The 19,713-nt window shown below is 32.5% G+C and carries 23 protein-coding genes and 1 tRNA gene; 15 read left to right on the top strand and 9 right to left on the bottom strand.

Features of this window, described 5'->3' with window-relative positions:
* Positions 1-106: 106 nt before the first annotated feature.
* Both G3A46_RS12295 and G3A46_RS12290 read right to left on the bottom strand, forming a co-directional pair.
* Positions 107-1,003 carry a MerR family transcriptional regulator gene (locus G3A46_RS12295; RefSeq protein WP_165150225.1) on the bottom strand — a complete coding sequence of 299 codons (897 nt, stop codon included), beginning with the start codon at positions 1,001-1,003 and terminating at the stop codon, positions 107-109.
* A 123-nt stretch (positions 1,004-1,126) separates the two neighbouring features.
* Positions 1,127-1,209 (bottom strand) — tRNA-Leu (locus G3A46_RS12290).
* A 200-nt stretch (positions 1,210-1,409) separates the two neighbouring features.
* On the opposite strand from G3A46_RS12290, the gene raiA reads away from it, so the two are divergent.
* Together raiA and G3A46_RS12280 are read left to right on the top strand one after the other, a co-directional pair.
* Positions 1,410-1,709: a ribosome-associated translation inhibitor RaiA gene (raiA, locus tag G3A46_RS12285; RefSeq protein ID WP_165150223.1), complete on the top strand. Its 300-nt coding sequence runs from the start codon at positions 1,410-1,412 to the stop codon at positions 1,707-1,709.
* 10 nt (positions 1,710-1,719) lie between these two features.
* Positions 1,720-2,556 (top strand): universal stress protein, encoded by an 837-nt coding sequence (locus G3A46_RS12280; RefSeq protein ID WP_165150221.1) that lies wholly within the window; start codon positions 1,720-1,722, stop codon positions 2,554-2,556.
* Positions 2,557-2,630: 74 nt separating this feature from the next.
* Here G3A46_RS12280 and deoD read toward each other — a convergent pair whose 3' ends face one another.
* From deoD to G3A46_RS12255, 5 genes are all read right to left on the bottom strand, one after another.
* Positions 2,631-3,329, bottom strand: coding sequence for a purine-nucleoside phosphorylase (gene deoD, locus G3A46_RS12275; RefSeq protein ID WP_165150219.1), 699 nt, complete (start codon positions 3,327-3,329; stop codon positions 2,631-2,633).
* Positions 3,313-3,984, bottom strand: coding sequence for a deoxyribose-phosphate aldolase (deoC, locus tag G3A46_RS12270; RefSeq protein WP_165150217.1), 672 nt, complete (start codon positions 3,982-3,984; stop codon positions 3,313-3,315). Before deoC ends, deoD begins: the two co-directional genes overlap by 17 nt.
* The gene (gene trxA / locus G3A46_RS12265; RefSeq protein WP_165150215.1) at positions 3,984-4,286 is read right to left on the bottom strand and encodes a thioredoxin; all 303 of its coding nucleotides are present in this window, start codon (positions 4,284-4,286) and stop codon (positions 3,984-3,986) included. The genes deoC and trxA overlap by 1 nt, the downstream gene beginning before the upstream one ends.
* Positions 4,287-4,430: 144 nt before the next feature.
* Positions 4,431-5,297, bottom strand: a complete 867-nt coding sequence (locus tag G3A46_RS12260) for a DUF3298 and DUF4163 domain-containing protein (protein WP_165150213.1) — start codon at positions 5,295-5,297, stop codon at positions 4,431-4,433.
* 73 nt (positions 5,298-5,370) lie between these two features.
* A complete protein-coding gene (locus G3A46_RS12255) occupies positions 5,371-5,766 on the bottom strand; it encodes a hypothetical protein (protein ID WP_241836896.1) in 396 nt (131 codons plus the stop codon).
* 113 nt (positions 5,767-5,879) lie between these two features.
* On the opposite strand from G3A46_RS12255, the gene G3A46_RS12250 reads away from it, so the two are divergent.
* The 3 genes from G3A46_RS12250 to G3A46_RS12240 all read left to right on the top strand — a co-directional run bounded on the left by G3A46_RS12250 (position 5,880) and on the right by G3A46_RS12240 (position 9,098).
* Positions 5,880-7,115 carry a HAMP domain-containing sensor histidine kinase gene (locus G3A46_RS12250; protein WP_165150210.1) on the top strand — a complete coding sequence of 412 codons (1,236 nt, stop codon included), beginning with the start codon at positions 5,880-5,882 and terminating at the stop codon, positions 7,113-7,115.
* 1 nt (position 7,116) lies between these two features.
* Entirely contained in the window at positions 7,117-8,175 is a 1,059-nt protein-coding gene (locus G3A46_RS12245; RefSeq protein WP_165150208.1) for a response regulator, read from the top strand.
* An 83-nt stretch (positions 8,176-8,258) separates the two neighbouring features.
* Complete coding sequence (locus G3A46_RS12240) at positions 8,259-9,098, top strand: universal stress protein (RefSeq protein WP_165150206.1); 840 nt, start codon at positions 8,259-8,261, stop codon at positions 9,096-9,098.
* Positions 9,099-9,159: 61 nt separating this feature from the next.
* On the opposite strand, the gene G3A46_RS12235 is transcribed toward G3A46_RS12240, so the two are convergent.
* Positions 9,160-9,393 (bottom strand): hypothetical protein, encoded by a 234-nt coding sequence (locus G3A46_RS12235; protein WP_165150204.1) that lies wholly within the window; start codon positions 9,391-9,393, stop codon positions 9,160-9,162.
* Between the two features lie 143 nt (positions 9,394-9,536).
* Between G3A46_RS12235 and G3A46_RS12230 the strand changes: the two genes are divergently transcribed.
* The 10 genes from G3A46_RS12230 (at position 9,537) to G3A46_RS12185 (ending at position 18,822) form a co-directional block, all read left to right on the top strand.
* Positions 9,537-10,382 carry a universal stress protein gene (locus G3A46_RS12230; protein WP_165150203.1) on the top strand — a complete coding sequence of 282 codons (846 nt, stop codon included), beginning with the start codon at positions 9,537-9,539 and terminating at the stop codon, positions 10,380-10,382.
* A 139-nt stretch (positions 10,383-10,521) separates the two neighbouring features.
* Positions 10,522-11,364, top strand: coding sequence for a universal stress protein (locus G3A46_RS12225; RefSeq protein ID WP_165150201.1), 843 nt, complete (start codon positions 10,522-10,524; stop codon positions 11,362-11,364).
* A 36-nt stretch (positions 11,365-11,400) separates the two neighbouring features.
* On the top strand, positions 11,401-12,252 hold the full coding sequence (locus G3A46_RS12220; protein WP_165150199.1) for a universal stress protein: 852 nt from the start codon (positions 11,401-11,403) through the stop codon (positions 12,250-12,252).
* A gap of 41 nt (positions 12,253-12,293) precedes the next feature.
* Complete coding sequence (locus tag G3A46_RS12215; protein ID WP_165150197.1) at positions 12,294-13,145, top strand: universal stress protein; 852 nt, start codon at positions 12,294-12,296, stop codon at positions 13,143-13,145.
* 16 nt (positions 13,146-13,161) lie between these two features.
* Complete coding sequence (locus G3A46_RS12210; protein WP_165150195.1) at positions 13,162-13,995, top strand: ATP cone domain-containing protein; 834 nt, start codon at positions 13,162-13,164, stop codon at positions 13,993-13,995.
* 2 nt (positions 13,996-13,997) lie between these two features.
* A complete protein-coding gene (locus G3A46_RS12205; protein ID WP_165150193.1) occupies positions 13,998-15,368 on the top strand; it encodes an MBL fold metallo-hydrolase in 1,371 nt (456 codons plus the stop codon).
* A gap of 221 nt (positions 15,369-15,589) precedes the next feature.
* A complete protein-coding gene (locus G3A46_RS12200) occupies positions 15,590-16,177 on the top strand; it encodes a YceI family protein (RefSeq protein WP_165150191.1) in 588 nt (195 codons plus the stop codon).
* Positions 16,178-16,211: 34 nt separating this feature from the next.
* Positions 16,212-17,507 (top strand): hypothetical protein, encoded by a 1,296-nt coding sequence (locus G3A46_RS12195; protein ID WP_165150189.1) that lies wholly within the window; start codon positions 16,212-16,214, stop codon positions 17,505-17,507.
* A gap of 68 nt (positions 17,508-17,575) precedes the next feature.
* Positions 17,576-18,151, top strand: a complete 576-nt coding sequence (locus tag G3A46_RS12190) for a YceI family protein (RefSeq protein ID WP_165150187.1) — start codon at positions 17,576-17,578, stop codon at positions 18,149-18,151.
* A 188-nt stretch (positions 18,152-18,339) separates the two neighbouring features.
* Entirely contained in the window at positions 18,340-18,822 is a 483-nt protein-coding gene (locus G3A46_RS12185; RefSeq protein WP_165150185.1) for a thioesterase family protein, read from the top strand.
* A gap of 46 nt (positions 18,823-18,868) precedes the next feature.
* On the opposite strand, the gene G3A46_RS12180 is transcribed toward G3A46_RS12185, so the two are convergent.
* Positions 18,869-19,702: an ATP cone domain-containing protein gene (locus tag G3A46_RS12180; RefSeq protein ID WP_347237694.1), complete on the bottom strand. Its 834-nt coding sequence runs from the start codon at positions 19,700-19,702 to the stop codon at positions 18,869-18,871.
* Between the last annotated feature and the right edge of the window lie 11 nt (positions 19,703-19,713).

Here is a 19,713-nt window from a genome sequence, read left to right as displayed (position 1 = left end):
ACCTCTATATAGTTAATTAAATGCTTTCCTATCTAATAGAAATATTCATTTTTAAAACATTCTCAGTAATAGGAGATTAGTGAGTAATTTGTAAAAGAAAAATTATTTACAAAGTGGTTTCTACTTGCTGAATAAACATTTTCAGATTATTATAAATTCGAATATTGCTATTCGTATTTAATAATTCATCAACTTTTCTGCCTAGTATCCAAAGTTCACAAGGCTTAATATTGCAGACTTTTTCTTGGAATTCGCTTATATAATCGTGAAGTTTATTCGTCTCTGGGTGTACTGTAAAGTGGGTCACGAAAACAATTTCAGATTTTGTTTTCAGCACGTGATTTAAGCTATCCATTGGGACATTTGCGCCTAAATAAATAGTGTGATAACCAGCCGATAAAAGTTCATAATTAGCATATAATAACCCTATATCGTGAATTTCCTTTAGCGGTAAATACAATACAAAGATTTTGTTTTCTTTTCTTGTTGAAGAGTCTTTTACAAGATTGTATTGTTGAATAATTAAATGGCGTATTTTTTCTGATATAAAATGTTCGTGAGAAGGGTCAATAGTTCCGGAATGCCAAAGAATTCCTGTTTCGTTTAGAAGTGGAACAAACACTTCTAAAAAGACTTCCCGAAAAGATTTTTGCTCTATTAGTTTTTTAAAAGTAGCATCAAAAAGCTCACTGTCGAACTCGAACATAGCTGTCTTTAAAAGGGTACAAGCATATTCGGTGTTTAGTTCGTGAATGTTTTCTTTAACTAACTGCTGAAGCTCGATTTTGCTTAAACTTGCTAGGGTTGAAATTTTATAACCTTCATTGTATAAATAAACGATGTTGAGAAGCTTTTTTAGGCTTTCGAGATCGTATTTTCTTATGTTAGTGTCGGTGCGCTTAGGCTCAAGAAGATTATATCGTTTTTCCCAAATTCTAATAGTATGGGCTTTAACGTTTGAAAGATTTTCAAGGTCTTTTATGCCGAATTGAGTTTTAACCACAGAATTTAAATAATTAATATTTCAAGGGTTAAATTACTAAAAAGAAGGATGGTTCGTTTAGATAATTGAATTTATCTTTAAACAATTCGATAGGTGTATTGATTAAAAACACTCTAAAATTTGTACCCGGAATGGGACTTGAACCCACACGTCCATAAGACACATGGCCCTCAACCATGCCTGTCTACCAATTCCAGCACCCGGGTGGATGTTGCTATAAGCTGTTAGCTTACTCGAACAGAGCGCAAATATAATATTTTATAAAATTAAAGCTAAAGCGTTCAAAGTTTATTTGAATATTATTTCTTGTTTTAATTTCAATAAGAGGCTTAATATGATTTTGGTCATTATTAGAGTCGTTAATTAAGGTTATATTTGATATAATAAGTAACAAATCTGTGATATTATGACTATAAACATCCAATTCATAAAAATGCCAACTAGTGAGGCAATGTCTGAATATGTTAAGCAAAGGCTTAATAAACTAGGAGATAAATACGAATGGCTTATTCGTGCAGATGTAAGTTTTAAAATGGAAAATAACGTCTATGGAAAAGGTAATATTTGCGAAATTGAATTAAGCCTACCTGGACCTAAGATTTTTGCAACTTCAACCGAAACAACTTTTGAAGCAGCAGCTAAAGAAACAATCTCAGATTTAGAAAGACAACTTAAAAAACGTAAAGCAAAATTTTCAACCCACTAAAAACATAAAGATGAAAAAAATATTAGTCCCTGTAGATTTCTCGAAATATTCAGATTACGCCATGGAAGTGGCTGCTGGAATTGCTAAAAAACAAAACGCTGAAATTATTGCCTTGCATATGATGGGGCTTAGTGATGCGGTAGTAACAAGAAACGAATCGAGAGAGGTTTTTGAAGCAATGTACTATATGAGGCTTGCCGAAACAAAGTTTGCAGAACTTTTGGATAAAGATTACTTAGAAGGTGTTAAGGTAACCGATACAGTTCATAATTATACAATCTTCAGTGAAATAAATGATGTTGCTAAAGAAATGAACATAGATCTTATAGTAATGGGATCTCACGGAAGTTCTGGTTTAAAAGAAGTCTTTGTAGGTAGTAATACCGAGAAAGTGGTTCGTACTTCAGAAATTCCGGTTTTAGTGATAAAACATAGACACGAAAAATTTAATCCTCAATTGGGGATTTTCGCCTGTGATTTTTTAGAAAATTCAGTTGGACCCTATAAACGTGCAAAAGAGGTTTTTGAAACTTTCGGAATAGATATGCAAATGCTGTATGTAAACCTAGCTGGAGATTTTCGCAGTACAAGAGAAATTGAAAAAAGAATTTTAGACTTTTTCAAATCTGCTGGAGAATCAAACCCTTTAGAAAGCTTGAACAGTGTGGCTCACTACAACGAATATTCAGTAGAAGCAGGAATTTTTGGTTACAGCCAAATAGTTAATGCAGATATTATCTCTTTACCAACACAGGGTAGACAAGGCTTAGCACACTTTTTCTCAGGAAGTATAGGGGAAGATGTAGTAAACCACTCAGATTTGCCAGTTATGACATTTAGAGTTTAGTTAATTGCTATCGACATCAATTAACTTTAAAAAGCAGAAATTCACCAATTGAATTTCTGCTTTTTTATTCTTTATTAAACGGTGTTTATCGCTATTTCTATCATTTTAGAAAAACTACCTTCTCGTTCTTCAGAAGTTGTAGTTTCACCAGTAACTACGGAGTCTGAAATAGTTAATATAGACAATGCTTTTACATTGTATTTTGCCGCAATGGTATAAAGCCCTGCAGTTTCCATTTCAACGCAAAGTACTCCATATTCAGCCCATTTCTTATAATCTTCAACATTATCTTCGTAGAACTGATCGGTTGTAAGAATGTTTCCAGCTTTTATAGAAATGTTATTTTCTTTAGCATAAAGTACAGCTTTCATAAACAAATCGAAATCGGCAGTAGGAGCGAAATCGGAGTTTGAAAACCGTGATTTATTGATGCCAGAATTAGATGAAGCTGCCATTGCAATTACTATATCGCGAACATTAATATCTTTTTTATAGCTACCTGCCGAACCTACTCTAATTAAGTTTTTAACGCCATAATCGTTTATAAGTTCGTGACAATATATTAAAGCTGAAGGAACTCCCATTCCTGTACCTTGAACCGAAATGCGCTTTCCTTTGTAAGTGCCAGTATAACCATACATTCCGCGTACTTCGTTATAGCACTTAGCATCTTTTAAATACGTTTCAGCTATCCATTTCGCTCGTAAAGGGTCGCCAGGGAGAAGAACAGATTCTGCAATTTCGCCTACTTTGGCTTCAATATGTGTGCTCATTTGTATTTGTATTGCTAGGTGTAACAATTTGAATTCCTGAAGAAGTCCCTATTCTACTCACGCCTAGATCGATGTATTTTTTTGCTGTTTTTGCGTCTCTAATGCCCCCGGAAGCTTTTATTTTTAATGTGTCACCTACAGTTTCAACCATTAATTTCACGGCATTCTCGGTCGCTCCGCCAGTGCCAAACCCTGTTGATGTTTTTACAAAATCTACTCCAGCTGCTTTTGAAATTTTACAAGCGGTAATTATCTCGCTATTGGTTAAATAACAAGTCTCAAGAATTACTTTTAATACTTTATCTCCAATTGCCTTTTTTATATCTGAAATTTCTTTTTCAACAGCATCGAACATTTCAGACTTTAAAAAACCTAGGTTAAGCACCATGTCAATTTCATCGGCACCTTCTTTTACACATTGTTCTGCTTCAAATAATTTTGAATTGGCAGAATTCGCTCCCAAAGGAAAACCAACTACAGCAGCAATTTTTACATCGCTATTCTCTAGTTCGTTTTTAACCAATGAAATGTAGCAGCTATTCACACAAACAGCGTAAAAGTTATACTCCTTAGCTTCATTACAAAGCTTGATTATATCATCTTTTGTAGCTGTGGCTTTAAGAAGGGTATGGTCTATATATTGATTTAATTCCATCAGTTTTTATGCTGATTGATAACAGAAATTAAATCATCTTTTTGCAAAACACCACTCTGACGCCATTTTTGCTCTCCATTACGAAATAAAATCATGGTAGGAACACCTCTCACTTGAAATTGTGCTGCAAGCGGTTGGTTTTTGTCAACGTCTATCTTTACGATTTTTACAGAATCACCAAGTTCATCTTTCACTTGTTTTAAAATAGGGGCTAACATTTTACAAGGCCCACACCAGTCAGCGTAAAAATCAACAAGAACAGGTGTTTCGGAGTTAATTATATCTTTAAAATTACTTTTCATAGAATTTTTATAGGATTAAATCTGCCAAATATTATTAGTATTTGGTTGCGAGTTAATACGATTTATATTTAAACGATAATTTAATATTTGAAGGCTAAATTATCAAGTTTTGTTCGCTAAATTTTCAAAAACTATACCGCTAATTTATAACATTAGAAGGTTCTTTTTATGCTTTCTAAGCACTGGCTTCAACATTTCTAAAGGTATTTTAATAGAATACGTTCCAGTGTATGAAGGGCAGATAATGCAGTCGTCAAAATAGTATTCTACTACCATATCGTTTATTACAAAGTTGTTTTTAGCATTGAAAAAATCGTCGTCAGAGACTGTCCAACAATCGTAATACATTTCACCCGATTGGATTTTTTTATTTAAAAATTCGTTTAAAATCTCTTGAACTTCTTCTTCTGTTCCGTCGTTAAAAAAATCTTCGAATTTTAAGAAAACTCCGCGCTCCAAATCAAAGTTTAAAGTCTCAAAAGTATAAGCAGCATGGGCTGCACCCGTGTAGTGATTTTCTTTGTAGAAAAGCACACTTATTATTCTATCGTTAAGATTATAGATTTTGTAATCAACACTTCGCAGTTCATTTTGCCTTGGAATTCCTAAAGAATCACACAAGCGCTTTTCGTCTAAAATTTGCTTTTCTATTTCTTTAATGTCTAAATAATTCTTCTTGATATACTCATTGAAGTTCTCAAACTGTGGTTTGATTTTTTCATTTAAATAAGGGTATTTAAAATCTAATGTAAACCATTCATCTTTTTTTAAAAATGACTTAGAAACTAGTAATGTTTCCAATTCTTCTTTTTGATCCTTTTTCTCAAGTAGTTCTTTTCTTTTAATATCTAGGGTTTGCTCCATCAATTTCAAGTCCTTATCAGAAACACTGAAAGAATCAACACTTTCTTCAATTAGTTGTTCGTCTTCACTTTCAATTTTTACTTTATTAGAGTCGTTCTTACAGGCAAGAAGTGTAAGAAAGACAAGGATTGGAAGAAGGTTTTTCATTTTAGTTTTGGTTTGATTTATAAAAATAACGAAAGATTTTTAGTGTAGAGAAGAAAGTAGGTTTAATTAAGAGTTATTCTTCAAGTAGTAATTTTAATTTGGCCAGCATTACAAGTTCGCTTTTGTTTTTTCCTGAAAAAGAACTGGCAATAGCATCAGCAGTTTTCCAAATTAGTTTTTTTCGATCTTCAGTAAAGAGTTTTGAATTTTCTTTTTTATAGTCGGCAAAACTGTCGAAACAGTCGTTTGCATCAAGCTGTTCATAATCGAACCAATCAAATACTATTTCAATTTGATGTGCAGCGTCTACTTGTAATGAATCTTTATCGTTATCAATGTTTTTCCATTTCTTTAGAACCATTTTTTTAAGAATATCATATTCTTCTTTGCGCACAACTTTATCAGCAGCTGCAATTGCGTAAAATAGTTCTCCCATTTTCTGGTAAAAAAGCAATTGAGGTTTATCCATAATACCCATAATTCTGTGGTTATAAAGTGTGTAAATCTAGTTTTAATTCATTTTAATTTTAATGATATAAATCAGTTAAGGGAAACTGATAAAATTCCTTACTTTTGTAAGGAATGAAGGTATTTGACGAAAAAAAAGGTAATATTTTTAAAATTCTTTCTGAAGCTATTTCAGAAGGGATTATTATTGTTAACGACAAACATGAAATTGTAACCTCTAATGATGCAGGTGATAAAATGTTTGGTTACGAACAAGGTGAACTAATTGGTAAAAATCTTAGCGTTTTAATTCCTCGGGAATATAAGAGTAATCACCATGTTCAAGTTAACGAGTTTATGGAAAATAGCGACCCGAGACAAATGGGTCATGGTCGTGATTTATATGGTAAAAGAAAAGATGGCAGTACCTTTCCTGTTGAAGCTGGACTAAATCCATTTGAAGTTTATGGCAGTAAATATGTAATGGCTTTGGTTACAGATATTTCTGTTAGAAAACAACAGGAGTTGCAAATTAGAGAGCTCAATAATGAATTAGAACTGAAAATTGAAAAGCGAACGCAGGCTTTAAAAGAAAGTATTATTGAACTTGAAAAAGAAGTAGTAAAAAGAAAAGATGCCGAAGATAAAATTAAAGAGTCTTTAAGAAAAGAGCGAGAGTTAGGAGAGCTTAAAACAAAGTTCCTATCCTTAGTTTCACACGAATTTAAAACCCCATTAAGTGGAATCCTTACGTCTGCAACCTTGGTAGGGAAATACAAAGAGACTAGCCAACAAGACAAAAGAGAGAAACACTTAAAAACCATTCAAAATAAAGTAAAGTACCTAAATAATATCCTCAACGACTTTTTATCTATTGAACGCCTAGAATCTGGGAGGGAAACTTATAAATACAGTACTTTTCCATTAAGTAAAGTTGTTAATGAAGTGATCTATAATGCTAATATGCTTTTAAAGGAGGGTCAGCAAATTAACTACCCAAAAAACATAGACGGCATACAGGTTTATTTTGATGAAAAAATTTTAGAATTATCACTAACCAACCTTATTAATAACGCTATAAAATATTCCCCAGAAAATACAAGTATTGATGTAATTGTAATGCCTCAGGAAGACTCTTTGAGTATAAAAATTATCGATCAAGGGATTGGTATTCCTGCAAAAGAGCAGAAATTTATTTTCAATAGATATTTTAGAGCTGAAAATGCTTTGTTGAATCAAGGTACTGGCATTGGTTTAAATATTGTTAAAAGCCATCTAAACAATATTGGTGGTACTATAATCTTCGAAAGTGAAGAAAATAAAGGAAGTGTATTTACCATTACCTTCCCAAGTAAAATTCCAAAAAGTTAATATGAAGAAAATACTTCTAATTGAAGACGATACAGCACTAAGAGAAAATACAGCTGAGCTTTTAGAGCTATCAGATTATAATGTAATTACTGCTGCTAATGGCAGATTAGGTATTGAACAAGCTTTTAAGGAAATTCCCGATATTGTAGTATGTGATATTATGATGCCTGAAATTGATGGTTACGGCGTATTAGAGGCATTAGCTTCAAATGAAAAAACAACACATATACCTTTTATATTTCTTACTGCTAAAACCGAGCACAAAGAAATAAGAAAAGGAATGGATATGGGAGCAGATGATTACCTTACTAAACCATTTGATGAAGGGGATTTAATTAGTGCTATAGAAAGTAGATTGGCGAAATCTGCCATCTTATCTATGCGTACAAATGGCGCTAGCATAAATTTAGATGTAGTTGAAGATGAGGACACCCCAAGGAATTTAAATCAGCTTAAAAATTATTTCTGCGATGAAGGTACCATTGCCAATTATAAAAAAGGTGATACTATTTATCGTGCTGGTGATCATTCAAATAACATTTTCTTACTGTTGAAGGGAGTTGTAAAAACTCATACAATGGACGATAATGTAAAAGAACTCATTACTGGATTATATAAAGCCGACGATTTTTTAGGGTTTACATCGTTTGAAGATAATTTACCTTATGCCGAGTCTGCTACAGCTGTAGAAGATGTAGAACTGGTTAGCTTGTCCAAGACTTATCTAAAAGACATTTTAATAAAAAGTAAAGATGTTACTTTAGAACTAATGAATCTTCTTAGTGATAATTTAACTGACATAAAGCAGCAATTAGTAAGGATGGCCTATAGTTCGGTTAGGAAGAAAACTGCATCTACTATTATTCAGTTTGCTGAAATTATGAATAAAAATACTTCAGCACCTTTGCGAATTTCGCGTAACGATTTAGCTGCAACTGCAGGAATAGCAACAGAAAGTTTAATTAGAACGCTATCCGAATTCAAGAAAAATGGAATTATTGAAATTGAAGGCCGTGATATTCACATTGTAGACCTAGAAAGGTTGAAGTTTATAGAATAACACAGTTTCCTCCTTCAAAACTGATTTTTATCATTTCTAATATCAAAGCTTACGGATAACTTTGTCTGTGAGACTTTGGTAAAATGAAAAATATTTTAATTCCTACAGATTTTTCTAAAAATTCGCATAATGCAATTCGTTATGCGCTAAATTACTTTGCTGATATTCCAGTCAATTTTTATTTGCTTCATGTTTCATCAAATGAAATACAAGAACCAAATGAAGAGGGTGAAGGTTTCACAGAATCTATCGCTGAAGTAACTACACTTCAAACCGCTTCATCTAAACTTAAATCGTTAATTAAAACCTGTAAGGCCTCTAAATTAAACTCTAAGCATAAATTTTTTGCTATTGAAGACGACTTGAATTTAGTTGAAGCCATTCGCAAGCAGGTAATTGAGAAAGAAATAGATTATATTTTAATGGGAACTAGAGGAATGTCTGTTTCTAGTTCAAAAAGGCTAGGAAGTAATACCTGTGAAGTAATTACAAAGGTAAAATGTTCAATAATGGTTATTCCTGGTAATGCTAGATTTAAAAAGATAAGCAACATTGCCTTTATAACTGATTATAATAATATATTTAGAAGTAAGATATTTACGACACTTTCCGATAATTTGGAATTACATAATTCGGCACTTCGGGTGCTTAATATAAGAACACATAATCTAGGACTTAATAGCGAGCAAACCGACAATAAAGGTTTTTTACACTATTCTTTTAGAGAAAAGAAACACAGTTTTCATTTTGTAGAAAATAAAGAACTAGAAACAGGGCTTAAAAATTTTATAGAAACTTGGGACATAAGTATGGTTTCCATTGTAGCTAAAAACTTAAATTTTATAGAGCGTTTGTTATTAAGGCCCGTGGCTAAATTAGTGAGTTATGAGCCAAATGTCCCGTTTTTAGTAATACACGAATAGTAGATATTTATGAGCATTCAAAATTAAAACAAAAGCTAGATAGGTTTTTAAAACAGAAGTTTTAAAGTTTGTCTTCTTCTTTTTTTATAGGATGATCTTCATAAAAATCTTCAAATTTTTTATCTGTATTGTAATAATCAGACAAAACGCTATAGACCGAAAATATCAATAATACTTCACCTATAATAGTGAGGAAAAAAATATAATCGAATGAGAATCCTAATGCTGCAAATATTGCAACTGTCGCCAATACTAAAGTAGTTAATACCAGATATGAAATAACAGAGAGTTTCATAACATTTTTAATTTAAAGTTACGAAAATCAAAACCTAATGTCTCATAATGAAACCTTAAATATCAGGTGTTTAGCTGATACTTATCATGTTTATTTCGGTAAGAAAAGCTTATATTTACTTATAAACCTCTAAATACTTTCTAATGCACAAAATTTTAATTCCTGTCGATTTTTCTAATAATTCCATGAATGCTGCTAAATATGCTGCCGAGCTTTTTAAGCACGGTCATTCTGAAATTTACCTTATTCACGCCTTTGCAGATAGAGTATATAATGAAAAATTGAATTTGCCAGATGCCGATTTTGACAGTTTAAAGGCAAAGACACTTAGTGATGTAGAAGAGAAATTAGCTAAAATGAAAAAGGATCTTTTCGCTTACTCACCAAATCCAAAACATAAAATTATTACAGTTGCTGAATTTGGTTTATTGGTGGATACGGTAAATGAATGGGTAGAAAGTAAAAATGCTGATATTGTGGTAATGGGAACACAAGGCGAAACCGACGATAAAAATATAACTTTTGGAAGTAATACTCTTCAAGTTATTAAATACGTTAAATGTCCTGTTTTAGCTATTCCAGAAATCTATACCGATGTTCATCCAAAAAACATCTTATTTCCATCAGATTTTATGATTCCTTTTAAAAGAAGAGAATTAAAGCTGTTAGGATCAATAGCTAAATGCTTTGCTTCCAAAATCAACTTCCTTTATGTATCTAAATTTAACAAATTGTCTTTAAGACAGCATGATAACAAAGCTTTTATGGAAGCTTGTTTAAGTGAAAATCAGATAGATTTTGTTCAAAAGGATAAAAAGAATGTAACTAAAGCAGTTAATAAGTTTATTATAGAAAACCCTATCGATATGCTAGTTATGGTTAATACACGTCATTCTTATCTAGAAAATATCCTTTATAAGTCAACTATAGAAAAGATAGGTTTAAAAATTGATATTCCATTTTTAGTACTTCAAAACTTACCACGTTAGTAAAAATATTTAAGCAATCATTTATCTAATTATTCTTTGTTATCTATGGAATTTTGAATAATTTAAACTACCAAAACCACATAGGCTCCAAGGATTAATTTTAGATAAATTGAAGCTTAAACCACTAATTTTTTAGTCCATGAAAAAAATAATTGTCCCTTCAGATTTTTCTGAAAATGCATATGCTGCATTACACTATGCTTCAAAACTTTACGGTGATGAATCAATACATATAGTAGTTTTACATTCCTATAGTTCGCAGAATAGAAAAAATAACAATCTAGCAGGACTGAGTGTTAAATCAGAAAACGGCAAAATAAATCCTGAAGAAGAAAGTAAAAAGTTGCTTCAAAAAATTGAACTAAATACCCCGAAGCAAAATCATAATTATGAATTTATTTTAACCCCAGAATCCTTGACGAGTACCATCAATAAAATGGTTAAAGAAGAAGAAATAAGCCTTGTTGTGATGGGAGATAAAGGGCGTACCAGTGCAGAAGATGTATTGGTGGGGAGTACAACAATAAAAGTTTTAAAATCTCTAGAAAACTGTCCTTTACTTATTGTTCCAAATCACGTAAAGTTTGTAGTTCCTTTAAAGATTGGTTTCGCTAGCGATTACAACGAGTTTTTTAGTTTTTCAAAATTTAAACCAATCACAAGACTTGTTAGACAGTTCAATTCGGAAATTCACATTATTAATGTAGGATCGGAAAAAGAGCTTGACAAAACACAAAAAGAAAACTACGACAAGTTTATAGTAGACTTAACTGAATACGATGTAGATTTTCACTTTGTACCGAAAAAGGGAAATATTTCTAATACCTTACATTCTGTTATAGAAAAAGAGGATATTGACCTATTTACAATCATACATCATAAACACAATTTTATAAAACAACTTTTCCGTGAGCCAGTGGTAAGCAGGATTGGAAAACACGATTATGTTCCACTTCTAGTAATTCCATCGAAGAGTAAATAAAAAATTGTAAATTAAGAATTTAACTAAACAGATATTATGAAGAAAAGAATATTAATACCCACAGATTTTTCACGCAATGCATTTAATGCTATTAAATATGCAATGGAGCTATATAAACGCGAATATTGTGAATTTTTTATTCTAAACACATACTATCTATCAGGATACTCTAAAGACAATTTATTGAGTCCTCAGCCAACAGATAAAGACCTAAGTATTGTAAAAGAACGTTCTGAAAAGAATATTGAAAGATTAAAAGTTCAAATGAGTTTTTATGAAGAAAACGAGAATCACAGTTTTAAATACTTTAGTGAATTTGGACCTTTTTTCGAGGTAATGAAAAATGTTGTGGCCAGAGAAGACATAGAACTTGTTATAATGGGAACTCAAGGTGAAACAGATAATAAAACTGTTATCTTAGGAAGTAATGCTGTAAATGTGATGGAAAAAATTAGAAGCTGTCCAGTGTTAGCTATTCCATCTACAGTTTTATTTAAGGAGCCAAACGAAATAGTTTTTCCAACCAGTTTTAGAACGCATTACAAGGAAAAGGAACTGTCTACATTGGTAGAGATTTCGCGATTATTGAATGCGCCAATTCGCATTTTACACGTACAAAAAGGGAGGGCGTTATCAAAACCACAAATAGACAATAAGTTGCTATTAGAGAAAATATTAGAGCCAGCTTCATTTACACACCATAGGTTGTATAATGTAGATTTGAAAGATGGCGTTAGTTGTTTTGTTCAAAGTCGAGAAAGCGAAATGATTGCTATTGTAAATAAAAAACACAACTTTTTTGGCAGTATATTTTCAAACCCTATGGTGAAAGAACTTGGTAAGCATACTAATGTTCCACTATTAGCAATGCACGATTTAAGAACATAGAATTTTAGAGTGGGGTTCAAAACACAAATAAACTTTTAGCTATGCATAAAAATATATTAATTCCTACAGATTATTCGCGAAATGCATTTAATGCTATTGTGTATGCTTTTGAGCTTTTTAAAAACATAGATTGTACATTCTATATTTTTCACTCTTATTATTTACAGCATTCCGCGCGTGGAAATTTCTTATTTCCAGAACCAGAACCATCTGAGTATGATGCTGCAGCAAGACATTCAGCAGAGAAAATGATTTTCCTAAAAAATAAGGTAAATCTGTTAGCTGATAATCCTAGACATACGATATACTACGATCACAAATTTGGATCTTTTATCGATTTGATAGAAGAACAAGTGAAGATAAATGACATCGATCTAATAGTAATGGGAACCCGTGGTGTAACTAATGATGGAGAAGTTGCCTACGGAAGAAACTCGGTAAATATTATGGAAAATATCAGGGATTGTGCCGTTCTCGCAATTCCTTCTAATATATCGTACAGAGATATTAACGAAATTGTATTTCCAACCAATTTTAAAAATCTATATATCGAAAGTGAGATGAAAACCTTTGTAAAAATTGCAAAGCAAGGTAAATCTCCAATTCGAATTTTACATATTGGGAAAGAAGCCAATCTTACTGAAAGACAAAAGAATAACCGAACTCAACTAGAAAGCCATTTTAAAGATTTAGAATTTACGTATCACTGGCTTGATAGAGTAGGGATTAAAGAAGGACTGCTTTCGTTTGTTGATGAACGTAAAAGTGGGATGATAGCTTTTGTAAATAGAAAACATTGGTTTTTTGGTAGTGCCTTTACAAATCCTTTGGTTAAAAGCCTTGGTGTACATTCTAAAGTGCCAATATTGGCGCTACACGATTCCAGAACCTAATTAAATTACAGAAATAATGGTTGTTGAAGTTATTAAGCATTCTGGAGAACGGACCGGTTTTTCAATTGATAAATTGAAATCTTCACTTCGAAAAAGTGGTGCGGAAGAGGCATTGGTTAATGAAATTTCAAACAACGTTCGCGATGAGTTATATCAGGGCATTTCAACAAAAGAAATATATAATCGGGCCTTTGCTCTTCTTAAAAAAGAGAAGAAAGGGTATGCTTCAAAATACAAACTAAAAAAAGCAATTTACGAGTTAGGACCAACGGGATTTCCTTTTGAAAAGTTTATAGCTGCCTTGTTGTTTTATAGTGGCTATAAAGTAAAAACTGGGCAGTTTTTACATGGTAAATGCGTCCTTCACGAGGTTGATGTTGTTGCACGTAAAAACGACCAATTTATTGTTGTAGAATGTAAGTTTCACAGTGATGAAGGTCGGAATTGTAATGTGAAAATTCCACTGTATATCCATTCCCGATATCGAGATATTTTAAATAATTATAACGATAAAAATGAAGCAGAAAAGCCAACAGAAGGATGGGTGGTTACTAATACTCGTTTTACAGAAGATGCTTTACAATACGGGAAATGTGCAGGGCTTTATCTGTTAAGTTGGGATTACCCTAAAGACAACGGTGTTAAAGACCGAATAGATCGATTGGGGCTTTACCCAATTACTACTTCAACCTTACTGAGTCAGCGAGAAAAGCAGTTTTTGCTCAGTCGTGATATAGTGCTTTGCAAACAATTAATAAACGATGATTTTTACTTAGACCATCTGGGTATTTCTGAAAACAGACAAGCTCGAATTTTAGAAGAGATAAAAATCTTGTGTAAACACAACTAATTATGCAAAAGATAAAAGTTCATTTTTTAGGTGCAACTGGAACGGTAACAGGTTCTAAGTTCTATATTGAAACTCCAGAGCAAAATATTTTAATTGACTGTGGAATGTTTCAAGGTGTAAAGGAGATGCGGGAGAAAAACTGGGAAGATTTACCTATAGATGTTTCTGCAATAGACGTTGTATTATTAACGCATGGGCATTTAGACCATACAGGATATTTACCAAGATTGGTGAAAAATGGATATAGAGGTAAGATTATTGGAACTGCACCAACTTTAGCAATCGCAAAAATTATATTGTTAGACAGTGCCAAAATTCACGAGGAAGAAGCTGAAAGGGCAAATGAAGAAGGATATTCTAAACATACACCTGCCGAGCCATTTTACACTTTACAAGAAGCTGAGGTTACCTTAGGCTTTTTCCAATCGGAAGAAAGGGACCAATGGATTCAACTTTCAGAAAATATTAAATATAGATTTAAATATAACGGGCATATAATTGGAGCTACTTTTATTGAATTAGATATTTTCGGTAAAACTTTTGTCTTCTCTGGAGATATTGGTCGCGAACACGATTTATTGCTCTCTCCACCCGAAAAACCAGAATGGGCCGACTATCTATTTATTGAAAGCACCTATGGAAATAAACTTCATCCGCAAGAAAGTGTTTCAGATAAATTGGTAGAACTCATCACTAAAACTATTCACAATAGGGGAAATCTTATTATTCCATCATTTGCAGTAGAACGACTACAGACTTTAATGTTTTTGCTTTGGAAGTTGTACAATGAAAACCGAATTCCAAACATTCCAATATTTATTGATAGCCCAATGGGAAATAATGTGCTATCGGTATTTCAGAATTTTTCAGACTGGCACAAAATACCAATGAAAGATTTTAATGCAATGAGTAAAAGGATGAATATAATTACATCCTATAAAGAAACTTGGGAAACAATTGATAACCCGCAACCCAAGGTAGTTATTGCAGGAAGTGGAATGGTTACTGGAGGTAGAGTATTAACGTATCTTAAACAAATGATCGATAAAACAAATACTTCCGTATTGTTAGTTGGTTACCAAGCTGAAGGTACTCGTGGGCGACAGATGTTAGAAGGAGCTCACGAATTAAAATTCTTTGGAAAATATCACCCAGTGAAGGCAGAGATACACCATATTGAAAGTCTTTCCGCCCACGCAGATCAACAAGGTCTTCTAAATTGGACGAGTGAAATTAAAAACATACCAGAGGAAACATTTTTAATTCACGGAGAGCCCACAGCACAAGATGTTCTTCGACTAAAACTTCAAGATACTTATGGTTGGAAGGTTTCAATTCCTAAGCTATTTGATGTTAAGGAAATTTCAATATAGTTTTAGCTTAATGTAAGCTTACATTTTCTTCAATTTTGCAAGCATAATTTTGATTTTTAAGTTGTTATTCATTTCATAACAGTAATATCTATAATTGTAAAACGACCAAAACATCTCCCATTTTTTTCAACTTTCTTTAGAAATGACTTGGTATACTGACAATTGTCATTATATATAAGTGCAATGAAATTTACCTTTACATAGAATTAAAAAGGTAAATTATGAAAACTTTAAAATTATTTAAATTACTGTTTACAAGCCTCTTTATTTTGGCTTTAACTACTCAAACTTCTGTAGCGCAAACGTACAATCTTGACAATTCTACTTCTACGTTAAAGATTGATGGTACTTCAAATCTTCACGATTGGCAGATTATAGCAGAAAATCAACAAGGAAAGCTATTAGCAGACTTTGAGGATGGGAAGTTGACTAGACTCCAACAATTAGATTTTATTGTAATAGCAGAAAGTTTAAAAAGTGGGAAATCTGGAATGGACAAGAACACTTATAAAGCTTTAAATACTGGGAAATACAAGCAAATTACCTTTAAACTTAGTAAGGTAAATAATATCAACTGCTCGGGTGATGTCTGCAAAGTATCAGTTAATGGGAATCTAACTATTTCAGGGAGTACCAAACCAATTAATATAAGTTTTGATATGAAAATTGAGGAGTCTAAAATCTCCTTAATAGGAAGCAAAACTATAAAAATGACAGATTTTGGAGTAGACCCTCCAACAGCAATGTTTGGAACCATTACTACAGGTGACGCCATAGATATAAAATTTCATTCAATTTTTAAAAAGTAGTAATACTTTACTTAATAAACCTAAAACCAATAATATGAAAAGAACACTTAATTTTTTCAGTACAATCTTGATAATGCTATTTGGATTTCAAGCCATTGCGCAGGAAAAGGAATCTCGTGATTTTGATAATTTCAGATATAGAGATCAACGAGGAATTGAACAGTTTGAAGCCAAAAAAGATACGGCGACTAACTTTGACGGTTTAAAAGTGCGCATCGGTGGCGCCTTTGCTATTCAATTTCAAGCCTTAGATCACGAAAGTACAGGAACACCTATGGATAAAGACGGCAATCCTATTTCTTTAATTGAAATTGGAGATAATTTTAACTTGCCAACAGCAAACTTAGATTTTGATGTACAGCTATACGACGGGGTTTCTATGCACTTAAGAACCTATTTATCTTCGCGTCACCATCCAGAACCTTATGTTAAGGGAGGATATATTCAAATAGATAAATTAGACTTTGTAAAAGAAGGTTTTTTAGAAGACTTGATGCAGAACCTAAGAGTAAAAATTGGTCATATGGAAAATAACTATGGTGATGCTCACTTCAGAAGAACCGATAACGCCTTAGCAATTTACAACCCATTTGTTGGTAACCTTATAATGGATGCTTTTACTACAGAAGTAGGAGCAGAGGTTTATTACTTTAAAAAGGGCTTTATTGGTATGTTAGGAGTAACAAACGGAAAATTGAACCAAAGCGTAGATAACCCTGGAAAAACAGATCCGTCTATTGTTGCTAAATTAGGGTATGACGATTATATAAATGATGATTTAAGACTTAGACTTACAGGTTCTGTATACCATACCAATAAAAGTGCAAACGCATATTTGTATAGTGCAGATAGAGCGGGCTCAAGATACTATCTTGTTATGGAGGAAGAAGGCGCTACCACTAAAGGAAACTTTACATCGGGTAGATTTAATCCAGGACTGCGAAATGAGCTAACAGCTTTCATGATTAACCCTTTCGTAAAATATCAAGGTCTTGAATTCTTTGGAACTTATGAAAGAGCAAAAGGAAAAGCTGATGCCGAACTAGACACAAGAACTTTTAATCAATACGCCGCTGAAATTATATACCGTTTTGGAAATAATGAAAACCTATACGTTGGTGGTCGTTACAATTTAGTTGAAGGTGAATTAGTTGGTGGAACTGATGTAGATATCACTAGATTTAACCTTGCCGCTGGTTGGTTTATGACTAAAAATATTATGGCCAAATTAGAATATGTAAACCAAAAGTACGACGGTTTCTTAGCTTCCGATATAAGAAATGGAGGAAAATTTGACGGAGTTATGCTTGAAGCAGTAATTAGCTTCTAAATACAAATTTCAAAATAACTAGGGTGGGGGAAATAAAATTCCTCCACCTTTTATATATTTGAACATCTATGAATCGCTATCTACCAATTCTTTTTTCATTAATATTCGGTTTATATGGCTGGTCACAGCCCGAAATTTTATCTAAAAAGGTTCAACTTCTTGCTAGTAGCGAACTCTCAATAAAGGGAGATACTAATATAAGTGCATTTGGATGTGATTTTAACATTGACTTTTTAGAGGAATTTACAGATGTAAATTACCAAAGAAACAAGAATAGAATTACATTTACCAATGCAGTTCTTTTTTTACAAAATAGGGGTTTTGATTGTGGCAGTAGAGGAATAAATAAGGACTTCCACGAAATGCTTAATACAAAGGATTACCCAAATATTACTTTGGAATTAACAGATGTCATTTTAAACGAAAGTAAAAACGCGACAGCAATAGTTTTAATTACTATTTCAGGAATTCAAAGAGGATATTCGCTTCCTATCCAAATTTATTCTTCCCCAAGTAATCGATTTGTGGGGTCACTAAAATTGAATATTAACGATTTTAAACTAGAACCCCCTACAAAATTGTTCGGATTAATTGAAATTAAAGACGAAATTGATATAAATTTTGATCTTGTTGCAGAATTATAAAATTATATAAAACTCATTCATTTCCTTCCCGTAATAAAACTTACGCATTTCAGAGTTTCTAAGGCCCAAATCTAACTTTTTAATCTTTAATTTTGTTTTAGCCTTGAAAAAGCTGATCACTAATTTTAAAATAGTTGAATTATTAGTTAGGTTGTAGCCTTTTTCGGCTGTTATTTTAAAGATAAACTATGAAAGAATTCTGGCACAAGCACAATTTAAGAGTTCACTATAAGCAAACAGACCAAATGGGAGTGGTGCATCACGCCAATTACGTTACTTGGTTTGAAATTGGTCGTACAGAAATGATGCGTTCCAACGGACTTCCTTACAGCAAAATGGAAAGTATGGGCTTAATGCTGCCTGTTTTAGATGTTCAAGTTAAATATCATAAACCCGCACTTTACGATGAGGCTATCGGGATATTTACAAAGATTAAAAGTCAATCGGCTGTAAGATTAGAATTCTATTATGAAGCAAGACGACTAGGAAAAGCAGGTACTCCTTTGTCTCTAGATGAAAATATAGAGGGAGAACCTGAAGGAGAACTTCTGGCATCTGGAACATCGCTGCATATGTGGTTGGATAAAAGCTGGAAACCAGTTAGACTAAATAGTAGAGCGCCTGAAGTTTATGAGCTAATTCAAAATATATCGATAGATTCTAATCGATAATGTTCATTAGAAAATATAATAGAAAAAGCTGTGTAACCTTTCTTTATTAAAGATTACACAGCTTTTTTATTTCACTTAGAACCCTTTTCTGTCGTATTGGGGAGAGTCCTATTTTTTCAAGTAAATAAGAAGACTCGTATAATTCTTTAGTTAGAATAACATTTTTTTCGATAAGAAGATGCTTTTCCTTCTTTGTCAAAGTTGTTAGCGTTGTAATAGGGTAGAGGGTATATTTATCTATATTGTGTTTAATTCCATTGTTTTCAGGATAATCCCAACTCATTAAATGCAGTCCAACACATTCGGAATAATCAATCGCGTCTTTCGAAAAACGTGTGTTAGTAACTAACCATCCTTGTTTTAAATGAGATTTTTTCTCAGGATCATTGTTCCATCGCCTTTGAATATCTAAAAATCGAGAGTTAATATATAGCGGCACTTTTACATTACTTACAGCCCTAGGATCTGCATGGAATTTACATTCTACAGTGTAAGCATTACCATCTTTTTCAGCTAGAACATCAACTTCGTGTGTTATACATTCACCTTGTAAAGTAATTCCAACCTGTGTTGTATAACCATGGTGCTTAAGAACGGCGCCAATTAAACTTTCAAAAGGGAATCCTGTGGGACCTAAATCTAAAATAGCCCGTTTTAGACTGTATTTAGAAGCTGAAACGCGGTTGAGTTTTTTTAATATAGAATACGCTGTTTTGTAAATTTCTTTAGACTTCATTCCGTCGTAAAGCGTGGGCATAATCTTATCAACTACCTGATCTATTTCGCTTTCAGAAGCCTTACTTCTTCTAAGTGAATTTTTTAATTTTTCAACTTTAAACTCTTCAATGTCACCGTTGAATTTTTCTATTTTAATATCCATTTTCCCCATAG

The organism is Aequorivita sp. KMM 9714 (assembly GCF_011065475.1).
GTDB lineage: Bacteria > Bacteroidota > Bacteroidia > Flavobacteriales > Flavobacteriaceae > Aequorivita > Aequorivita sinensis.
Note: the sequence above shows the minus strand (reverse complement) of the source record. Positions and strands in the feature narration are given on the sequence as shown.